A 16,544-nucleotide genomic window follows, 5' to 3' on the forward strand; every position below is an offset into this window, starting at 1 on the left:
ACGCATACATAACACTATATGAATATGGAGATTCTTTGACGCTGCGTCACTTTGTTTCAGCAGGCACCTCGATCGCTTCTAGCAGGTCGCCGGGCTGGCATTCCAGAATGGTGCAGATTTTTGCCAGCGTCTCAAACCGGATGCCTTTGACCTTGCCGGATTTCAGCAGGCTGATGTTTTGCTCAGTGATACCGATGGCTTGCGCAAGATCCCGCGATTTCATCTTACGTAGGGCCAGCACGACATCAAGCCGCACAATGATTTCCATGTCTTTCATACGAAAGACCGGTTTTCTGCCGCGGCTGCGGCTGCTTCACGCATGGCCCAACCGACAACGATGATCAGGCCACCCGCGAGTGCGAAAAACATCATGTCGCTGTTGACGCTAATGGCCAGGCTCCGCGACCCCGGAGGGTTCGCCATGGTCAGGATGAGGACAAATAGCGGCTGGAACAAAAAATCGGCCACCGCCATCGCGACAAAGCCTTGGCCAATGCGTTGGATGAGACGGGCACTGCGGTTCGTGAGGATTGCCCCCTTGCTGTAGGCAACAAACAGCTTTCGCATTTCATTAAGTATCCACAACAGAATGATGGGTTTGATTAGCGCAAGGATGAAAACCATCGTGACTTGGGTGCGCGAGATTTCAGACTCGACAATGAGATCTGCAGGATAGGGCGCCTCCCAAAAAACGCCGACACGCATGCCGACAATGATTGCGAGCGGCAAGACAATCATCGCCGACACGGTCAGGACCTGCAAAATACGCGACAAGCGCGCGACACGTTCTAGCTTCGGCATTTTTCACCTTTCTGATTTTAAAAATTAATGTAAAACAATAAAAAATACATGTCAAAGGAGATTCTTATGCGTTGTTTCTTTGTTCTGCTGATCCTGCTGGCCGGGTGCACGAGCGTCGTGCCGACAACCGCGATGCGTTTGAACAACCTGTCACCAACTACCGCTGATCCGGCGGATGTGGCTGTGGCGCTCACGCTGCCGGAGGGCATCGATGTGCAGCCGGGCTCGGCGATACTGGCTTTTGCGGTTACCCGCAGCGATCTTGACCAAACTGCCGAAGGCACCTTCACACTGGTGCGCGAAGGGGACATCTACGCGATTTCGCCATCAGACCATGCCACTTTGCGCGCCTTGCAGGCCACTGCCCGGCAGTGGGATGCGGAGAATGCGAATGCGACCGAAGGGTCGCTCGCCATCACGCTTGCTCCGTGTCTGCAGGGTGCGGGGCCGTCGGATGATGCGCGCGTGAACGTTGGGATCCGCTTGGCGCAGGACGGGGATTTCCTGCCGCTTGTCCGCAACGGACATCTTTCCGCAGTCACTTCGGTGGAGCAACTGGGCGATATTCCTCAGTGTGACGCGGCGTCCTGACTAGGGTCGCCGCCGCAAAACAAGGCGGCTGTGATCCCGGTTGTTGAAAAAACAGGGGTCACTTGCTATTTTGAGCCCATGCCCGGCGCCGGGGTCATGACGGCGCGTTTTAAGGAGGACAATGCACTGTCTCTTAACTCTGCGGCTGCACCTGCAGCCAATATCGGGGCTCACGCGATGAGCGCCCCACGCCAGGCCACCAGCGAAAGCTTGTTGGCGGCTGTTCTGAAATCCCTCGAAGATGACAAAGGCGAAGACATCGTGCAGATCAATCTGCGCGGAAAGTCCGAGATGGGTGACTATATGGTCATCGCGTCGGGGCGGTCCACACGTCAGGTCACGGCGATGGCCGAAAAGCTGACGGATCGGCTCAAGCAGGAATTTCGGGTCATCTGCAAGGTGGAAGGCAAGGATGCTGGCGATTGGGTTCTCATCGATACCGGCGATGTGATCGTTCACATCTTCCGCCCCGAAGTGCGCGAATTCTATCAGCTTGAAAAGATGTGGCAGCCAGGGGCAGCCGCGGCCAGCTGATGCGCGTGCAGGTCTGCGCCGTCGGTCGCCTGCGTCAGGGGCCGGAACGTGTGCTTTACGAGGATTATCTGACCCGGTTTGAACGCACCGGGCGCAACCTTAGTCTCGGCCCGGCAGAGCTGATTGAAGTCGAAGACAAGAAGGGTGGCGGCATGGCTGCTGAGGCTGCCCTTCTATCGCGCGCAGCGCCTGATGGTGCGTTGCTGTGCAGCTTGGACGAACGCGGAAAAATGATGTCCTCCCCCGATTTTGCGGCACAACTCGCCGCGTGGCGCGATCAGGGGCGGCAGGATGTGGCCTTTCTCATCGGCGGCGCAGACGGGCTTGACCCCGCCTTGCACGCGCGGGCTGACGCATCGCTGAGCTTCGGTAAGATGGTTTGGCCGCACATGCTCGTGCGGGTCATGCTGGCGGAGCAGCTTTACCGTGCCGCCTCAATTCTGGCGGGTGGTCCTTATCATCGGGCGTAGGGCCGCCTCCGGCGGGAGTATTTTTGGCGAGATGATAAGAGGATTTTGTTACCCCGCGTCTCACGCTATGGATACGACGACTTGAATTGGAGGTTGTGATGTCCGTGCCAAAACCCGTTGTCTTATGCATTCTTGACGGTTGGGGGCTGCGCGAGGACAGCGCGGCCAATGCGCCTGCGCTCGCACGAACGCCGAACTTTGACAGGGTGATGCAGGGTCCGCATGCGCAACTGATCACCCATGGCAACGATGTGGGCTTACCCAAGGGCCAGATGGGCAATTCTGAGGTCGGTCATACCAATATCGGGGCGGGTCGGGTTGTGGCGATGGATTTGGGTCAGATTGATCTGGCGATCGAGGATGGGTCGTTCTTTGAAAAATCCGCGCTGGTCGATTTTGCGGATACACTCGCGAAATCTGGCGGCACCGCGCATGTGATCGGGTTGGCCTCTCCCGGCGGGGTGCATTCGCATCAGGATCACATTGTCGCTGCGGTCCGCGCGCTGGTTGATCGTGACATCCCTGTGGTCGTGCACGCGATTACCGATGGGCGCGACGTGGCCCCAACATCGGCGGTAGAGCAGGTTGCGCAGATGTATGATGATCTGCCCGAAGGGGTTGAGATTGTCACGGTCTCTGGCCGCTACTATGCGATGGATCGTGACAATCGGTGGGAGCGTGTCGAAAAGGCCTATCGCGCCATGGTTCTGGGTGATGCCGACGCGCTGAGCGATGCCGTTGATGGGATCGCGACCTGTTACGATCTGGATCAGACAGATGAGTTCATCGTCCCCTTCCGTGCGGAAAACTATGCTGGCATGCAGGATAGGGACGGCGTGTTTTTCGTGAACTTCCGGGCAGACCGGGCGCGCGAAATCCTCTTGGCGATTGGCCAGCCTGACTTTGATGCCTTTGATGTGGGAGCGCGCCCGAAACTTGCCGCCGTGCTGGGTATGGTGGATTATTCCGAGGCTCACAACGCCTTCATGACGACCGTTTTCCCCAAGCAGAAGATCGTCAACACACTTGGCGCATGGGTTGCCAAGAAGGGCCTGCGGCAATTCCGGCTGGCCGAGACCGAGAAGTACCCGCACGTGACCTTCTTTCTCAATGGCGGGATTGAGACCCCTGAGCAGGGGGAGGATCGCTACATGGCGCCATCGCCCAAGGTCGCGACCTATGATCTGCAGCCCGAAATGTCGGCGGGCGAGGTGACGGAACATTTCGTCAAAGCCATCGCAGACGGCTATGACCTGATTGTCACCAACTATGCCAATCCTGACATGGTCGGTCATACTGGTGATCTGGACGCCGCGATCAAGGCTTGTGAAGCGGTTGATGCGGGGTTTGGCGCTGTTCTGCAGGCACTGGAAGTGGCGGGAGGTGCGATGATTGTCACTGCCGATCACGGCAATTGCGAAACCATGGTCGACCTGGAAACGGGTGGGCCACATACGGCGCATACGACCAATCCGGTGCCCGTTGCATTGGTGGGTGGGCCGGAGGGTGCACAGTTGCATGAGGGACGGCTGGCGGACCTTGCGCCCACGATCCTGCACCTGATGGGGCTGGAGCTGCCGCCGGAAATGACGGGCAAATCGCTGATCACATGAGATGGGTCGCGCTTTTATGGTGTCTGGCAAGCCCGCTTGCCGCGCAGGAACAGGCGCAGGAGGCCGCGCGGCAGTTGCAGGCGGCAAATGCGCGTCTAGAAGCCGCTGACACTGCACGTGATCGCATCAGGGCTCTGACCGAAACAGTGCAGGCCTATGAGGCAGGGCTGATCGCGATGCGTGACGGTTTGCGCCAGATCACCGTGCAAGAGACCGAGATTTCCGACAAGCTGGCTGAGGATCGCGAGGATCTTGCGCGCCTGCTTGGCGTGCTCTCATCGATCAGCAAAACGCCGGACCCGGTGATCCTCAGTCATCCGCAGGGTGCCAGAAATGCCGCGCGTGCAGGCATGTTAACCACGGACATGACGCTCGCCCTTGAGGAACAAGTGGACGCGTTGCGCGAACAATTGCGGATGGCGCAAAGTTTGCGGGCCGCCCGAGCGGATGCAACCAACATGTTGCAAGAGGGTTTGGTTGGGGCGCAAGAGGCGCGGGTGGCGCTGGGTCAGGCCGTCTCTGATCGTGTTACGCTGCCGCGTCGGTTTGAGCAGGACCCGGTCCAAACAGCCCTGCTTGTGGCAAGCGCGCAGACGCTCGCGGATTTTGCGGCGGAACTCACATCCGCCACCCCGTCACCAGAAAACACGCTGACCGCGTCCGGCGATCTGCCACTGCCTGTTGCGGGCATTGTGCTGCCCGATCAGGACCCGAACCTGCCCGGCATCCATGTTGGTGCGGCGCCACAAGCATTGGTCAGCACACCGGTCGATGCGACGATCCTGTTTGAAGGGCCGCTCTTGAACTACGGTACCGTCGTGATCCTTGAGCCCACCGCCGGTGTCTTGTTCATCTTCGCGGGGCTCGGCACAGTATTCGTGCAACCCGGCGAAATCGTGTCGGCAGACGCGCCGATCGGGCTTTTGGGTGGCGCCGCCTCCGATGTTGACGGTATTTTGACCGAAAACGATGCATCAAATGCGGGTCAAGCGCAGCAAGTGCTTTATCTTGAGGTGCGAGATAGGCAATCTGCCGTCAGCCCGGACGCGTGGTTTGCGTTAGAGTAAGCAAGGATACGGAATGAAAAAGGCGATGATGGCCGCATTTGGCGGCGCAGCACTGGGGTTACTGGCGACGAGCCAAATAGCAGGGCCGCTTCTGGCGCAAGAATCTGATCGCACCAACGTCTATGAGCAGCTTGATCTATTTGGTGACATCTTCGAACGTATCCGCGCCGAATATGTTGAGGATGTCGATGACAAGGAGCTGATCGAGGCAGCGATTAACGGCATGCTGACCTCACTTGATCCGCATTCCAGTTATCTTTCTGCCGAAGATGCCGCCGCCATGCGCGTTCAGACATCGGGCGAATTTGGTGGCCTCGGCATTGAGGTCACGCAGGAAGAAGGCTTTGTGAAAGTCGTGGCACCCATGGATGGCACGCCTGCCGATGCGGCGGGCATCCTTGCCGGTGATTTCATTACCGCCGTTGACGGGGAAAGCGTGTTAGGCCTGACGCTTGATGATGCTGTGTCGATGATGCGGGGGCCGGTTGGGTCCGAGATTATTATCACCGTGGTGCGTGAAGGCGAGATTGAGCCCTTTGACGTCTCCATCATTCGCGACACGATCAAGCTGACCGCTGTGCGCAGCCGTACGGAAGGCAACGCCGTTGTCTTGCGTGTGACAACCTTTAACGATCAGACCTTCCCAAACCTCAAGGACGGGATGGAAGAACAGATCGAGGCTGCGGGCGGCATCGACAATATCGACGGGATCGTGATTGACCTGCGCAACAATCCGGGCGGTCTTTTGAACCAAGCGATTTATGTCTCGGACGCGTTTCTTGACGCCGGTGAGATTGTCTCGACCCGCGGCCGCGACCCCAGCGATGGAGATCGTTTCAACGCCTCACCCGGCGATTTGGCCGAAGGAAAGCCTATCGTCGTGCTGATCAACGGCGGCTCTGCCTCTGCGTCCGAGATCGTGGCGGGTGCCCTGCAGGATCACAGGCGTGCGATTGTGATTGGCACAAACTCATTTGGCAAAGGGTCTGTGCAGACGGTGGTTCCGCTGCGAGGCGACGGCGCGATGCGCCTGACGACGTCGCGCTACTACACGCCGTCGGGGCGGTCGATCCAGTCCTTAGGGATTTCGCCTGATATTATCGTGGAGCAGCCACGCCCTCGCGCTGATCTCGAAGAGGATGAAGACGCGCCAGCCCGCCGGACAGAGGCTGATTTGCGCGGTTCGCTCGACAATGACAGCCTGACCGAGGATGAAATCCGCCAGATCGAGGAAGAACGTGCACGGGCCGAAACTGCCGCCCAATTGCGTGAGGAGGATTACCAGTTGGCCTATGCCATCGACATCCTCAAAGGATTGAACGCGCTGGGCCCAACGGCACTGCTGAACCCTTAAGCGGAACTGGGGGTGCCGCGCCTAAGGTGTCGGGGAACTGATATCGACAATGGTACCCGCAGGGTCTCGCAACAGGAGACGGGTCTGCCCGTAAGGCAGATCTGTTGGCTCCTCAACGATTTCGGCCTTTTCCGCAACTGCTTTCCTGTGGCAGACCGCGACATCCTCAACGACGAAGGTCAGGATCAAGCCCGCGGGAGGTTGGGCCACGACAGGCGGCACGGTTTCGTGGGCCTTGTCGAGCAAGCCCAGCTCAAGACCGGGTAGATCGTCAGAGCCCATGATGATGAACCAGCCGAAATCATTGCGGCGGTGCATGTCGAGAATATCCTCGTAGAAACGCGCATTCGTTTCGACGTTGTCGCAGAGGATATTGGTGAAAGCGCGGTTCATATCGTATCGGTCTTTCTGGTAACATACACATGTGTATTCGACTTACGGCATACATATGTGTATGTCAACGCTATGAGTACCGATAAGCTGACCCCGACCGATTGGCTTGACTGCGCGCTGCAGGAACTGACGACGCAGGGCTATGGCGCTCTGAAGGCGCAGCCGCTTGCAAAAAAGCTGAACGTGACACGGGGCAGCTTCTATTATCACTTTGAAAGCCTTGTTGACTTTCATGCAGCCGTCATCAGGCACTGGAGTGCGAAAACAACCTCTCCATTGATCGCCGATCTTGCTGCGCATGCGACCCCGCAAGAAACACTGCGCGCGCTTTTGTCGATCACCCTGAAATCAGGCGAACAGCTTGAGCGCGCAATGCGATCTTGGGCGACGGTCAATGCGCAAGTCGCCGCCGGAGTGAAAGATGTGGACGACACGCGCATTGCCTATGCCGAAGAGTTGCTCCGCGCCTGCGGTGTCGCGCCCCGCGACGCTGTCCCGCGTGCCAAATTGCTCTATTGGGCAGCTATCGGGCGGCTAATGATGCCTTTCCCAGACGATAGCCATCTGTCAGAGGATGAGATTGCCGGGATCGCCGCGTTGATGGGCGAAAGCGCCAATTTGGGTGACGTTCGCAATGCCACTTGATTTGGCCAGACCCTCGCTTTCGACTACTTCGGTCGCATCGGATCGCATGTTCTGTGGACCGTTTTCTCCGCGATCTGGCGCCTCAATGCGCCTCAACACAGCAATCAGCCAGCCAATGACCCTTCGCTTACACCTTCACACGCTCGCTTGTCGGATCGTAGAAAGGCTTGAGTTGCGCTTCCGCCTTGACCCGCGTCCCCATCACGTCGATTTCAAAGCTGCTAGCCAGCATATCGGCCACTTTCTCACCAGGCTGGGCGCAGGGCACATAGCCCATGCCAATCGCGGCACCCAGATGGTGACCGTAGCCACCCGATGAGAGATATCCCACAACCTCACCATCCCGCAGGACCGGTTCGTTATGGTAGAGCAGAGGCTCCGGATCGGTCAGCTTGAACTGCATCAGCCGCTGTTCCAGACCGGTCTCACGCTTGCGCAGGACTGCGTCCCGCCCGATGAAGCCGGGCTTGTCGGTCTTCACCGCGAAACCGAGCCCGGCCTCAAGCACGTGATCTTCCGAAGTGATGTCATGCCCGAAATGACGGAACCCTTTCTCCATCCTGCAGGTATCCATCATATGCATCCCGCAAAGCCGCAGGTCAAAATCAGCGCCGGCCGCTGCCAGTGTCTCAAACACATGCCCGCACATATCGGAGGGCACGTAGACCTCCCATCCCAGTTCACCCACGTAAGTGACGCGGTGCACGCGGGCGAGCGCCATGCCGATCTCGACCTCTTGCGCGGTCCCGAACGGGTTCGCCTCGTTCGAGAAATCATTGGGTGAGACGGTCTGCAATACTTCGCGGGACCTTGGTCCCATGATCGCCAGCACGCCTTCGCCCGCTGTTACATCGGTGATGACCACGTTGAAATCGCCCTTGTGGCGGCGTAGCCAAGTCTGGTCCGCAAGGCGCGTTGCGGCAGGTGTGACGACGAGGAAGCAGTCGGGTTCGATCCGGGTGACAGTCACGTCAGCCTCGATCCCACCGCTCTGATTGAGGAGCTGCGTGTAGACGATCTTGCCCACCGGCACGTCGTAATTGCCGCCACCAACATAGTTCATGAACGCGATCGCATCCGGCCCCTCGACCCGGATTTTGCCGAACGATGACATGTCATACATGCCGACATTCTGGCGGATCGCCATGTGCTCTTCGCGGACATTGTCAAAGAAGTTCTGGCGCGACCAAGAGTATTCATACTTCGCTTCCTGCGTTCCGCGCGCGAACCAGTTGGCACGCTCCCACCCGGCAAGCTCGCCCATGACAGCACCCTGCTCCAGGAGATGCGCATGAAACGGCGTACGCCGGATGCCGCGCGCGGTGGCTTTCTGCCGGAAGGGGAAGTGATCGGCGTAAAGAAGGCCCAGCGTTTCTTTGGAGCGCTCAAAGAGATAGGTCTTGTTGCCCTGAAAGGGTTGCATGCGGGCGATATCCACGTCACCCAGATCAAAGGGCTTTTCGCCGGTATCCATCCATTGGCTTAGCGCCATGCCCGCCCCGCCAGCAGATTGAATGCCAATCGAGTTAAAGCCCGCCGCGACCCAGACGTTGTCCATCTCGGGCGCGAGGCCCAAGTGATAGGCGTCGTCGGGTGTAAAGCTTTCGGGGCCGTTGAAGAAGGTGTGAATGCCTGCGTGTTCCAGCATCGGCATGCGTTCAATCGCAGCCGCGAGGATCGGTTCGAAATGGTCGAAGTCTTCGGGCAGTTGGTCGAATTCAAAATCGGCGGGGATGCCGTCCATGGCCCAGGGCTTGGCATTCGGCTCAAATGCGCCAAGCAGCATCTTGCCCGCATCTTCCTTGTAATAGGCGCATTCATCCGGCACGCGCAAAACGGGCATTTGGGTCAGCCCGCTGATCGCCTCGGTGACGATGTAGAAATGCTCGCAGGCATGAAGCGGCACGTTGACGCCCAGCATCCGACCCACCTGATGGCTCCACATGCCGCCGCAATTGACGACCATGTCGCAAGCGATATGACCGGTTTCTTCACCTTGCGCCCAATCGACACCGGTGATCCGGCGACCATCACGTTTGACACCGGTCACAAGCGTCTTTTCGATCACCTTTGCGCCGTTCTGACGGGCACCCTTGGCCAGTGCCAGCGCGATATTCGCCGGGTCACCCTGGCCATCAAGCGGCAGATAGACACCAGCGGTGACCCCACCGATGTTGAGATGTTCGTAACGTGTCTTGACCTCATCCGGCGTGATCTCCTCCACATCCACCCCAAAGGCCCGCGCCATGGCCGCTTGCCGAAAGATCTCTTCCTTGCGTTCTTCGGTCAGCGCAACGGTGATCGACCCGCATCTTTTAAACCCGGTGGCGACGCCCGTTTCTGCCTCCAGACTTCCATAGAGTTCCTGACTGTATTTCGCGAGCTTCGTCATGTTGGACGACGCACGCAATTGCGCGATCAGCCCCGCCGCGTGCCATGTTGTGCCGGAAGTTAGCTGCTTGCGTTCCAACAGCACAACATCTTCCCAGCCCAGCTTGGCCAGGTGATAGGCGACCGAGCAGCCGATGACTCCGCCGCCAATGATCACAACCCGCGCATGAGACGGAACCGACACCATTTCAGAAACTCCTCGGCAGCTTTGCGTTTGTGAAAATGTGTCGTAAAACGGCCCATCCGTCTGCGCAAAAAACGTCAGGTGTGACGCAAATCCACTATGGGGTGCGGCCTTTCCTGCGCGCCGCATTCGGGGTCACGCCGAAGGTCTCACGATAGATCGTTGTGAACCCGCTGGGAAATCCGCAGGCGAGGCCAATTTCGTGAATCCGCATGTCGGTATTGAGAAGAAGGTTGTTTGCCTTGTTCAGCCGCAAGGCGCGGTAATAGCCATTCGGTGTGGTGTCCAAAAGGCGGTTGAACTTCCGCTCCAGCGAGCGTTTGGAGAGCCCTGTTTCGTCGGCGATCAGGCTAATTGGGATGGGAAATTCGATGTTGTTCTGCATCAGCGCAATTGCCGTGTCCAAGGCCGCATCGCCGGTGGCCAGCACTGACTGGCCGGAAAAAGGTTGCAACGTGCTGTGGTGGCGAATGCGCTCGTGCAACAGGACATCCGATACGGTCATCAAAACACTTGAGGGCACATGGTGACCCGCCAGCGACAGCATCAAATCAACGGTCGCGCCCATACCTGCGCCTGTGATGATCGGTCCTACATCAGCGGCGAGGGCAGATTGCGTCTCAAACAAGCCATAGCGTTCGGACAGGACCGTGCGGTTCTCCCAATGGGTGGTGTGTAGCCCCGCCTCGTCACCTGTTTCGGCGATGTAACGGCTTGCCGCCTCGGCCAATAAGACAACGCGGGCTTGGCGGCTTTTGTAGGTGGCGATGGTGGCACCAAGGGACAGGTCGCGGGTGTTGGCGTCGCTGTTGCCCAACGCGACGAAGTAATCTGCATTGGGGCGTGCGGGCAACGGTGTGGTGGGCACCATCGCGCCACTGCTGCTGTTGATCGTGCCACCCCTTAGCGACCTGAAATGCCATTCGAAGATTGGCTTTGCGCTGATCCGATTGACCAGTCGCAAGACATCAACCACGCCGGCCAGCTCTGTCAGGACAAAGCCGTCAGCGACGAATACGTCAAAATGGGTAGGGGACTGCATGACTACTCAATTGTGTGCCCTGCCGCTTTGATGGCGTTTGCCAAGGCGGCGATGTGCGCAGGGCCGACCTCGCAACACCCACCGACGATTGTTGCGCCTTGGTTGATCCATCCCAATGCAGACTGCGCATAGCTCTCTGGCCCGATATCGCGGCGCGCGCTCAGGGCTGCGACGGTTGGCTTGTCTTGCAGAAACTCCTTAGTGATCTGGGTAAAGGCGTTGGCATAGGCGCCAAAGGGCAATGCGCCATGTGCGAGCACATCCATTGCCGCTGGTATCGCCTCGGGCGCTGCGCAATTGACGAGAATGGCCGCCGCATCCGCTTCAGCAAGGGGCAGGGCCTCGGCCAACGGCTCACCCGAGCGAAGCTTGGTCCCATCTTCATCATCTACCGTGAGCGCCAGCCAAATCGGTTTACCTGCAGCCTTTGCGCCTTCGAGGATTGCGCGAGCATGCGCGACCGATGCAACGGTTTCGCAGATGATGAGATCAACGCCCGGGGCCAACGTCTGCGCCACTTCGGCATAGAGCGGCACAGCCACCTCGTGATCGGGGTGGATGTCGGGCCGATAAGACGCCACGAGCGGTCCGATGGCTCCTGCGATCCGCCCGCTGCCCTGCGCCTCGACCAAGGCTGCCTCATGTAAGTCCGCAAACTTGTCGGCCAGCGGTGTGTCCACCAGCCGATCCCGGTGAATGGCATAGGTATTGGTGGTGTGAACCGTGGCACCCGCCGCGCGATAGGCGGCATGCACTTCGGCGACAAGACCGGGGTGATCCACCATGACTTGCGTCGACCAAAGCGGCGTTGGCTTGTCGCCTGCCCGGTGGATCAGTTCTTGCCCCATGCCGCCGTCAAGCAGCGTTATCGCGGTCATTCCCGGCCCCTCTTAGGCGCGGATACGGGCATTATCAGGGTCCCAAAGCGGTTGATCTTCGTGGATCGTCGCCGCGTATTTCTCGCCATAGATCTCGATCTCGACCTTCCCGCCGACAATATTTGCATCCGACCGCACCATGCCAAGGGCGACCGACTTGTTCACACGGAAGCCCCAATCGCCCGACGTCGTCTCGCCCACAACCTCTCCGTTTGACCAGATGGGCGACATGTAAGGCGCGTCCGCAGGGCCCGGATTGTCGAGCGTCATCGTAGCAAAACCCTTTTTGCGCCCTTGTTGCTTTTCGTTCAGCAGTGCCGTCTTGCCGGGGAATTCCTGCGGCTTGTTGAACCGGACAAAGCGCTCCAGCCCGCCTTCCAGCAAGGTGTAGTCTGAGGACAGATCACCTTTCCACGTGCGGTAGCCTTTTTCGATACGCATCGCGTTGAGGGCAAACATGCCGAAAGGTTTGGCGCCCGCATCGCGGATCGCTGTATAAGCCGCGGCGCTGTCGTCCATGGATGTATGCACCTCCCACCCCAACTCACCGCAGAAGTTGATGCGGAAAAGCTTGGCCGGTTTGCCTGCAAAAGTGGCCTCCTGAATGGTCAGCCAGCCGGTGGTCAGATCAGCATCTGTCAGGCCTGCCAGAAGATCACGGGATTTGGCACCGCTGACCAGCTGCGTGGACCATTCCGTCGTGATGTCGGTCAGTTCCAGCCCATCCGCCAGACGATCCCGCAGGTGTTCGAAATCGTGCCACTGCGCGACGGCTGCGGTCATCAGCCAGAAATCATCCTCACCCCAGCGGATAATGGTGACTTCAGTGATGATCCTTCCGCGATTATCCGTGAAATAGCCAAGGTTCATGCGGCCCGCCTTGGGCAGTGCACCGGCGATCTGGCCGCGCAACCATTCCGCAGCTCCATCGCCGGTCAGCTTGTAACGGGAAAAGCCCGGCATATCGAGAACGGCAACATCGTTTGTCGCGGCCTCAACCTCGCGTGCGATGCCAGCCTTCCATGGGCCATCACGCTCCCACGTTTCGGTGCTTTCAACCGAGGTATCCTCACCTTGTTGGGCGAACCATGTTGCCCGCTCCCACCCGTTGAAAGCGTCCATTTCAGCCCCGTCCGCGATCAGCCTGTCGTGATTGGGTGAGAGTTTCTTGTTCCGACCAGCAGGCCACGACTTGTGCGGGAAGTGCATCCCGTATTCATGGCCGTAGGTCTCAAGCGCCTTCTGTTGGCAGTAATCATGGTCGACGTAATCGGTGTAGCGACGCGGATCGACAGACCACATGTCGAGTTCCGTTTCGCCTTCGATCAGCCACTCGGCCATTACCTTGCCGGCGCCACCGCCCTGGACAATGCCAAAGGTAAAGGAATGCGCCTCGTAGGCGTTGCGCACACCCGGCATGGGGCCGATCATGGGCAGCCCATCCGGGGCGTAGGGGATCGGGCCGTTGATGTTGCGTCCAACGCCACCTGTGGCCAGGATGGGGACCCGTGCCATCGCATCTTCAATATACCATTCCAATCGGTCCAGATCGTCCGGATAAAGCTGGAAGCTGAAATCCTCCGGCATCGGGTCGTCGGCGGTGACCCAATGCGCCTTGCAGTTCCGTTCATACGGGCCAAGGTTCAGACCGTTCTTGTCTTGCCGCAGGTAATAGCTGCTGTCGACATCCCGGATCATCGGTGTCTTCTTGCCGTTTTCCTTGGTCCAGGCTTCGATCTCCGGGATTTCCTCGGTCAGGAAATACTGGTGTGACATGACCACCATCGGGACATCGCGGCCGCCATAGGGTTTGAACCATTCACCGACGCGCGCGGCATAGTAACCAGCGGCATTGACCACTTTTTCACATTTGATATCGCCCTTGTCGGTGTGAACGATCCACTCCCCAGTATCGCTTTGCGACACGCCGGTGGCGGGACAGAACCGTTCGATCCGCGCGCCAAGATCGCGCGCGCCCTTTGCAAGGGCCTGGGTCAACTGCGCGGGGTCGATATCGCCATCAAGCGGGTCCCAAAGCACGCCTTCAAGGTCGTGAGTTTCGACAAACGGGTTGTAGTTTTTCACCTCGCTCGGGCTGATCATCTCAAGCGGCAAACCCATGGCCTGCGCCTGTCCTGTGACACGCTGAAACTCTTGCCTGCGTTCCTTGCTATGTCCCAATCGCAGCGCGCCGGTGACGTGGTAGTTCATCGGGTAATCCACATCGTCAGCGAGCGTCCGATACATATCGAGCGAGTAACGCTGCATGTTCATGACCGCCCAGTTGGGCGCAAAGTTCGGGCAGTTGCCTGCAGCATGCCATGTAGAGCCCGCTGTCAATTCGTTCTTTTCCAGAAGAACACAGTCGGTCCAGCCTTTCTTGGCCAGATGATAGAGGGTCGACACCCCCACAACTCCACCACCAATGATTACAACTCTTGCCGTTGTTGGAAAGTCAGCCATCACGTTTCACCTATCCTCGTGCCGGACATGCATCGTCAGCGAAAGCGTCGTCGTGATCGGCTGCCATGCATGTCATTTAATATACCGGAGGTGAGATGGCCCAGATCATCTCACATTCCTTGCCAGAGTTGTTCGCCCACAGGAATTCCTGACCGCGCAGGCGTATGCTGTCGCCCGCCCGGAGGCGGAAGGTTTGGCCATTCATCATGAAATCGATGCGCCCCTTGATCACATATCCCACCTCTTGGGTTGGACGGCTTAGGGGCGAGGCCAGGCTTGCGCCCGGTGCATAATGCGAATGCACCATCTCAAAGTCGTCGGTCAGATCCGGTGACAGCAATCCTTCGGTCAGACCTGCCGTGCGGCTGCCCATTGGCCGCCGCGCATCGGCACGGACGACAATGCCTTCCTCTCCGGGTTCCGCCCCGGTCTGCACCAGGCTGGACACCGAGACATCCAGGATCTCGGCCATCTTTCCGAGATCGACAATTGCCGGATTGGATAAGTCGCGTTCAACTTGGCTAAGCCATCCAACCGACCGGCCCATTGCGGAGGCCAGGTCGGTCAGGGTCATCCCCCGTGCTTTGCGGAGCGCGCGTATATCGGCCCCCAGCGTGCGTTGTTTGGCGACTGCGTCGAGCATCGTCTCAGCCATGAAAAAATCCCGTCAAATTTCATACTGCTCATTTCAATTCTGAAGATCAACGTTATTCTTTCACTAGGCTTCAGGAAACCCATAGTTTTGGTCTATTTTACAAAGACCTGATCCAAGAGTTGAGACAATGCGGTCGCGTCATCCTCGTCGAAGGCATCAGGCTGATCGCTATCGATATCGAAAACGGCAATCAGTTGATCTGATTGGTCGAAAACGGGCAGGACGAGCTCTGACCTGGTCGAGCTTGCGCAGGCTATGTGGCCATCAAATGCATCAACATCCGGGACAAGCTGTACTTGCCCGGTGCGGGCAGCGGCCCCGCAAACACCCCTACTGAAGGGAATCACAAGGCAGCCATGCCCACCTTGGTAAGGACCGATCTTGAGAAGTTCAGGTGCCACGACGCGGTAGAAACCGGTCCAGTCAAAGCGGTCATCACTGTGATGAACTTCGCACGCGATAGTCGCCATCAGGGCGATCTGATCCGTTTCGCCCTCTGTCAGCGACGCGATTGTTTTTGCGAGGCTTTCGTAATCCACGCGCATTTCAGTTATCCTCAGGCTTGTGTGCAACTGAGGCATCTGGATCACCGAAACTGAGTTTGGTCAATCAGTTGCAGCGCGGATCGGGCAGGTTTGCCCGGACCCTTATCCGGCGGGGCAGCCTTCGCCGGTGCAGGTGAAGGTGTCAAGTTGCACGCGGATCGCGCCCAGGTTTTCAACTTCGACCAGGTAAGAGGTCTCATCGACACCAACCAGATTACCCGAGATTTCCGTCGCGCCGTTTGTCAGTACAACCGGACCACCGAAGACAGGTGCAGAAACTTCAACCACGCAACCCTCACCCTGACATGTGACCTTGTCGGTCTCGATACGCAATTCGCCGGCAGCAGTCGCAACCACATATTCATTGCCAGCAATTTCGATCAGGTCACCGGACAATGTGATCTGCCCATCAAGTGAGGTGAGAACGATGGGCGATGCATCAACGGCTAGGCGAAGCGATTCGGGGCATGCGGACCCGATACACGACACATCCTCAGCAGGAATGGTAATTGTGCCTACGGTTGTTTCGATGCGTAGCCTATTCTCCTCAAAGCTGATAAGCTGCCCCGTGATTCCATCGCCGCCATATTCGAAACGAATAGTCACGGTGCGTTCAGGAGCCGCAATGTCAACGGCTTGCGCGTCAACAGAGGATGCTGCGATGCAAATTGCAGCCGCGGCATATGCTGTGCCGGCGAATGGGAGGTTTCGGAAAAGGTTCATGACAGAGGACCCGGATTCTTTGCTTCGAGTTGGAGTGAAGACGTGACCTGTGAAGGCTCGCATCACGTTTTACAACTGGCTTTAGCATAGAATGTTGTTATTTGGCCACTCAACACTGGGTGACGTTACGCAAAAGATATTGCTGCAAATGCAAACAATTCCGACCAAATCCCGCGCCTCTTGACCGGTTTGCCA

General features: G+C 58.2%; 17 protein-coding genes. 7 read left to right on the plus strand and 10 right to left on the minus strand.

Annotated features, from left to right (window positions below):
• Window positions 1–46 precede the first annotated feature (46 nt).
• Window positions 47–277 carry a helix-turn-helix domain-containing protein gene (locus SLH49_RS01925; protein ID WP_413785261.1) on the minus strand — a complete coding sequence of 77 codons (231 nt, stop codon included), beginning with the start codon at window positions 275–277 and terminating at the stop codon, window positions 47–49.
• On the minus strand, window positions 274–801 hold the full coding sequence (locus SLH49_RS01930) for a DUF2975 domain-containing protein (protein WP_320267483.1): 528 nt from the start codon (window positions 799–801) through the stop codon (window positions 274–276). The genes SLH49_RS01925 and SLH49_RS01930 overlap by 4 nt, the downstream gene beginning before the upstream one ends.
• Window positions 802–867: 66 nt before the next feature.
• Between SLH49_RS01930 and SLH49_RS01935 the strand changes: the two genes are divergently transcribed.
• The 6 genes from SLH49_RS01935 to SLH49_RS01960 all read left to right on the plus strand — a co-directional run bounded on the left by SLH49_RS01935 (window position 868) and on the right by SLH49_RS01960 (window position 6,430).
• Window positions 868–1,392 (plus strand): hypothetical protein, encoded by a 525-nt coding sequence (locus SLH49_RS01935; protein WP_320267484.1) that lies wholly within the window; start codon window positions 868–870, stop codon window positions 1,390–1,392.
• Window positions 1,393–1,470: 78 nt separating this feature from the next.
• On the plus strand, window positions 1,471–1,926 hold the full coding sequence (rsfS, locus tag SLH49_RS01940; protein ID WP_320267485.1) for a ribosome silencing factor: 456 nt from the start codon (window positions 1,471–1,473) through the stop codon (window positions 1,924–1,926).
• Complete coding sequence (gene rlmH / locus SLH49_RS01945; RefSeq protein WP_320267486.1) at window positions 1,926–2,396, plus strand: 23S rRNA (pseudouridine(1915)-N(3))-methyltransferase RlmH; 471 nt, start codon at window positions 1,926–1,928, stop codon at window positions 2,394–2,396. The genes rsfS and rlmH overlap by 1 nt, the downstream gene beginning before the upstream one ends.
• 98 nt (window positions 2,397–2,494) lie before the next feature.
• Window positions 2,495–4,009, plus strand: coding sequence for a 2,3-bisphosphoglycerate-independent phosphoglycerate mutase (gpmI, locus tag SLH49_RS01950; protein WP_320267487.1), 1,515 nt, complete (start codon window positions 2,495–2,497; stop codon window positions 4,007–4,009).
• A complete protein-coding gene (locus SLH49_RS01955) occupies window positions 4,006–5,076 on the plus strand; it encodes a murein hydrolase activator EnvC family protein (RefSeq protein WP_320267488.1) in 1,071 nt (356 codons plus the stop codon). The genes gpmI and SLH49_RS01955 overlap by 4 nt, the downstream gene beginning before the upstream one ends.
• A 13-nt stretch (window positions 5,077–5,089) precedes the next feature.
• A complete protein-coding gene (locus SLH49_RS01960; RefSeq protein WP_320267489.1) occupies window positions 5,090–6,430 on the plus strand; it encodes a S41 family peptidase in 1,341 nt (446 codons plus the stop codon).
• A 21-nt stretch (window positions 6,431–6,451) separates the two neighbouring features.
• On the opposite strand, the gene SLH49_RS01965 is transcribed toward SLH49_RS01960, so the two are convergent.
• Window positions 6,452–6,823 (minus strand): VOC family protein, encoded by a 372-nt coding sequence (locus SLH49_RS01965; protein ID WP_320267490.1) that lies wholly within the window; start codon window positions 6,821–6,823, stop codon window positions 6,452–6,454.
• A 72-nt stretch (window positions 6,824–6,895) separates the two neighbouring features.
• Between SLH49_RS01965 and SLH49_RS01970 the strand changes: the two genes are divergently transcribed.
• A complete protein-coding gene (locus tag SLH49_RS01970) occupies window positions 6,896–7,468 on the plus strand; it encodes a TetR/AcrR family transcriptional regulator (protein ID WP_320267491.1) in 573 nt (190 codons plus the stop codon).
• Window positions 7,469–7,595: 127 nt separating this feature from the next.
• Here the strand turns inward: SLH49_RS01970 and SLH49_RS01975 are convergent, their stop codons facing one another.
• From SLH49_RS01975 to SLH49_RS02005, 7 genes are all read right to left on the minus strand, one after another.
• Window positions 7,596–10,046: an FAD-dependent oxidoreductase gene (locus SLH49_RS01975; protein ID WP_320267492.1), complete on the minus strand. Its 2,451-nt coding sequence runs from the start codon at window positions 10,044–10,046 to the stop codon at window positions 7,596–7,598.
• Between the two features lie 94 nt (window positions 10,047–10,140).
• Window positions 10,141–11,085: a GlxA family transcriptional regulator gene (locus tag SLH49_RS01980; RefSeq protein ID WP_320267493.1), complete on the minus strand. Its 945-nt coding sequence runs from the start codon at window positions 11,083–11,085 to the stop codon at window positions 10,141–10,143.
• A gap of 2 nt (window positions 11,086–11,087) precedes the next feature.
• Window positions 11,088–11,963, minus strand: coding sequence for a homocysteine S-methyltransferase family protein (locus SLH49_RS01985; protein WP_320267494.1), 876 nt, complete (start codon window positions 11,961–11,963; stop codon window positions 11,088–11,090).
• Between the two features lie 12 nt (window positions 11,964–11,975).
• Window positions 11,976–14,426: an FAD-dependent oxidoreductase gene (locus SLH49_RS01990; RefSeq protein ID WP_320267495.1), complete on the minus strand. Its 2,451-nt coding sequence runs from the start codon at window positions 14,424–14,426 to the stop codon at window positions 11,976–11,978.
• A gap of 76 nt (window positions 14,427–14,502) precedes the next feature.
• Window positions 14,503–15,081, minus strand: coding sequence for a cupin domain-containing protein (locus SLH49_RS01995; RefSeq protein ID WP_320267496.1), 579 nt, complete (start codon window positions 15,079–15,081; stop codon window positions 14,503–14,505).
• A 92-nt stretch (window positions 15,082–15,173) separates the two neighbouring features.
• A complete protein-coding gene (locus SLH49_RS02000) occupies window positions 15,174–15,626 on the minus strand; it encodes a GAF domain-containing protein (protein ID WP_320267497.1) in 453 nt (150 codons plus the stop codon).
• 102 nt (window positions 15,627–15,728) lie between these two features.
• Window positions 15,729–16,349: a hypothetical protein gene (locus tag SLH49_RS02005; protein ID WP_320267498.1), complete on the minus strand. Its 621-nt coding sequence runs from the start codon at window positions 16,347–16,349 to the stop codon at window positions 15,729–15,731.
• Window positions 16,350–16,544: the final 195 nt, after the last annotated feature.

Source organism: Cognatiyoonia sp. IB215446 (assembly GCF_033963825.1).
Taxonomy (GTDB): domain Bacteria; phylum Pseudomonadota; class Alphaproteobacteria; order Rhodobacterales; family Rhodobacteraceae; genus Yoonia.

Coding starts and splice junctions, on each gene's coding strand:
- SLH49_RS01925 (WP_413785261.1), bottom strand. CDS start 277: ATGAAAGACATGGAAATCATTGTGCGGCTTGATGTCGTGCTGGCCCTA.
- SLH49_RS01930 (WP_320267483.1), bottom strand. CDS start 801: ATGCCGAAGCTAGAACGTGTCGCGCGCTTGTCGCGTATTTTGCAGGTC.
- SLH49_RS01935 (WP_320267484.1), top strand. CDS start 868: ATGCGTTGTTTCTTTGTTCTGCTGATCCTGCTGGCCGGGTGCACGAGC.
- rsfS (WP_320267485.1), top strand. CDS start 1,471: ATGCCCGGCGCCGGGGTCATGACGGCGCGTTTTAAGGAGGACAATGCA.
- rlmH (WP_320267486.1), top strand. CDS start 1,926: ATGCGCGTGCAGGTCTGCGCCGTCGGTCGCCTGCGTCAGGGGCCGGAA.
- gpmI (WP_320267487.1), top strand. CDS start 2,495: ATGTCCGTGCCAAAACCCGTTGTCTTATGCATTCTTGACGGTTGGGGG.
- SLH49_RS01955 (WP_320267488.1), top strand. CDS start 4,006: ATGAGATGGGTCGCGCTTTTATGGTGTCTGGCAAGCCCGCTTGCCGCG.
- SLH49_RS01960 (WP_320267489.1), top strand. CDS start 5,090: ATGAAAAAGGCGATGATGGCCGCATTTGGCGGCGCAGCACTGGGGTTA.
- SLH49_RS01965 (WP_320267490.1), bottom strand. CDS start 6,823: ATGAACCGCGCTTTCACCAATATCCTCTGCGACAACGTCGAAACGAAT.
- SLH49_RS01970 (WP_320267491.1), top strand. CDS start 6,896: ATGAGTACCGATAAGCTGACCCCGACCGATTGGCTTGACTGCGCGCTG.
- SLH49_RS01975 (WP_320267492.1), bottom strand. CDS start 10,046: ATGGTGTCGGTTCCGTCTCATGCGCGGGTTGTGATCATTGGCGGCGGA.
- SLH49_RS01980 (WP_320267493.1), bottom strand. CDS start 11,085: ATGCAGTCCCCTACCCATTTTGACGTATTCGTCGCTGACGGCTTTGTC.
- SLH49_RS01985 (WP_320267494.1), bottom strand. CDS start 11,963: ATGACCGCGATAACGCTGCTTGACGGCGGCATGGGGCAAGAACTGATC.
- SLH49_RS01990 (WP_320267495.1), bottom strand. CDS start 14,426: ATGGCTGACTTTCCAACAACGGCAAGAGTTGTAATCATTGGTGGTGGA.
- SLH49_RS01995 (WP_320267496.1), bottom strand. CDS start 15,081: ATGGCTGAGACGATGCTCGACGCAGTCGCCAAACAACGCACGCTGGGG.
- SLH49_RS02000 (WP_320267497.1), bottom strand. CDS start 15,626: ATGCGCGTGGATTACGAAAGCCTCGCAAAAACAATCGCGTCGCTGACA.
- SLH49_RS02005 (WP_320267498.1), bottom strand. CDS start 16,349: ATGAACCTTTTCCGAAACCTCCCATTCGCCGGCACAGCATATGCCGCG.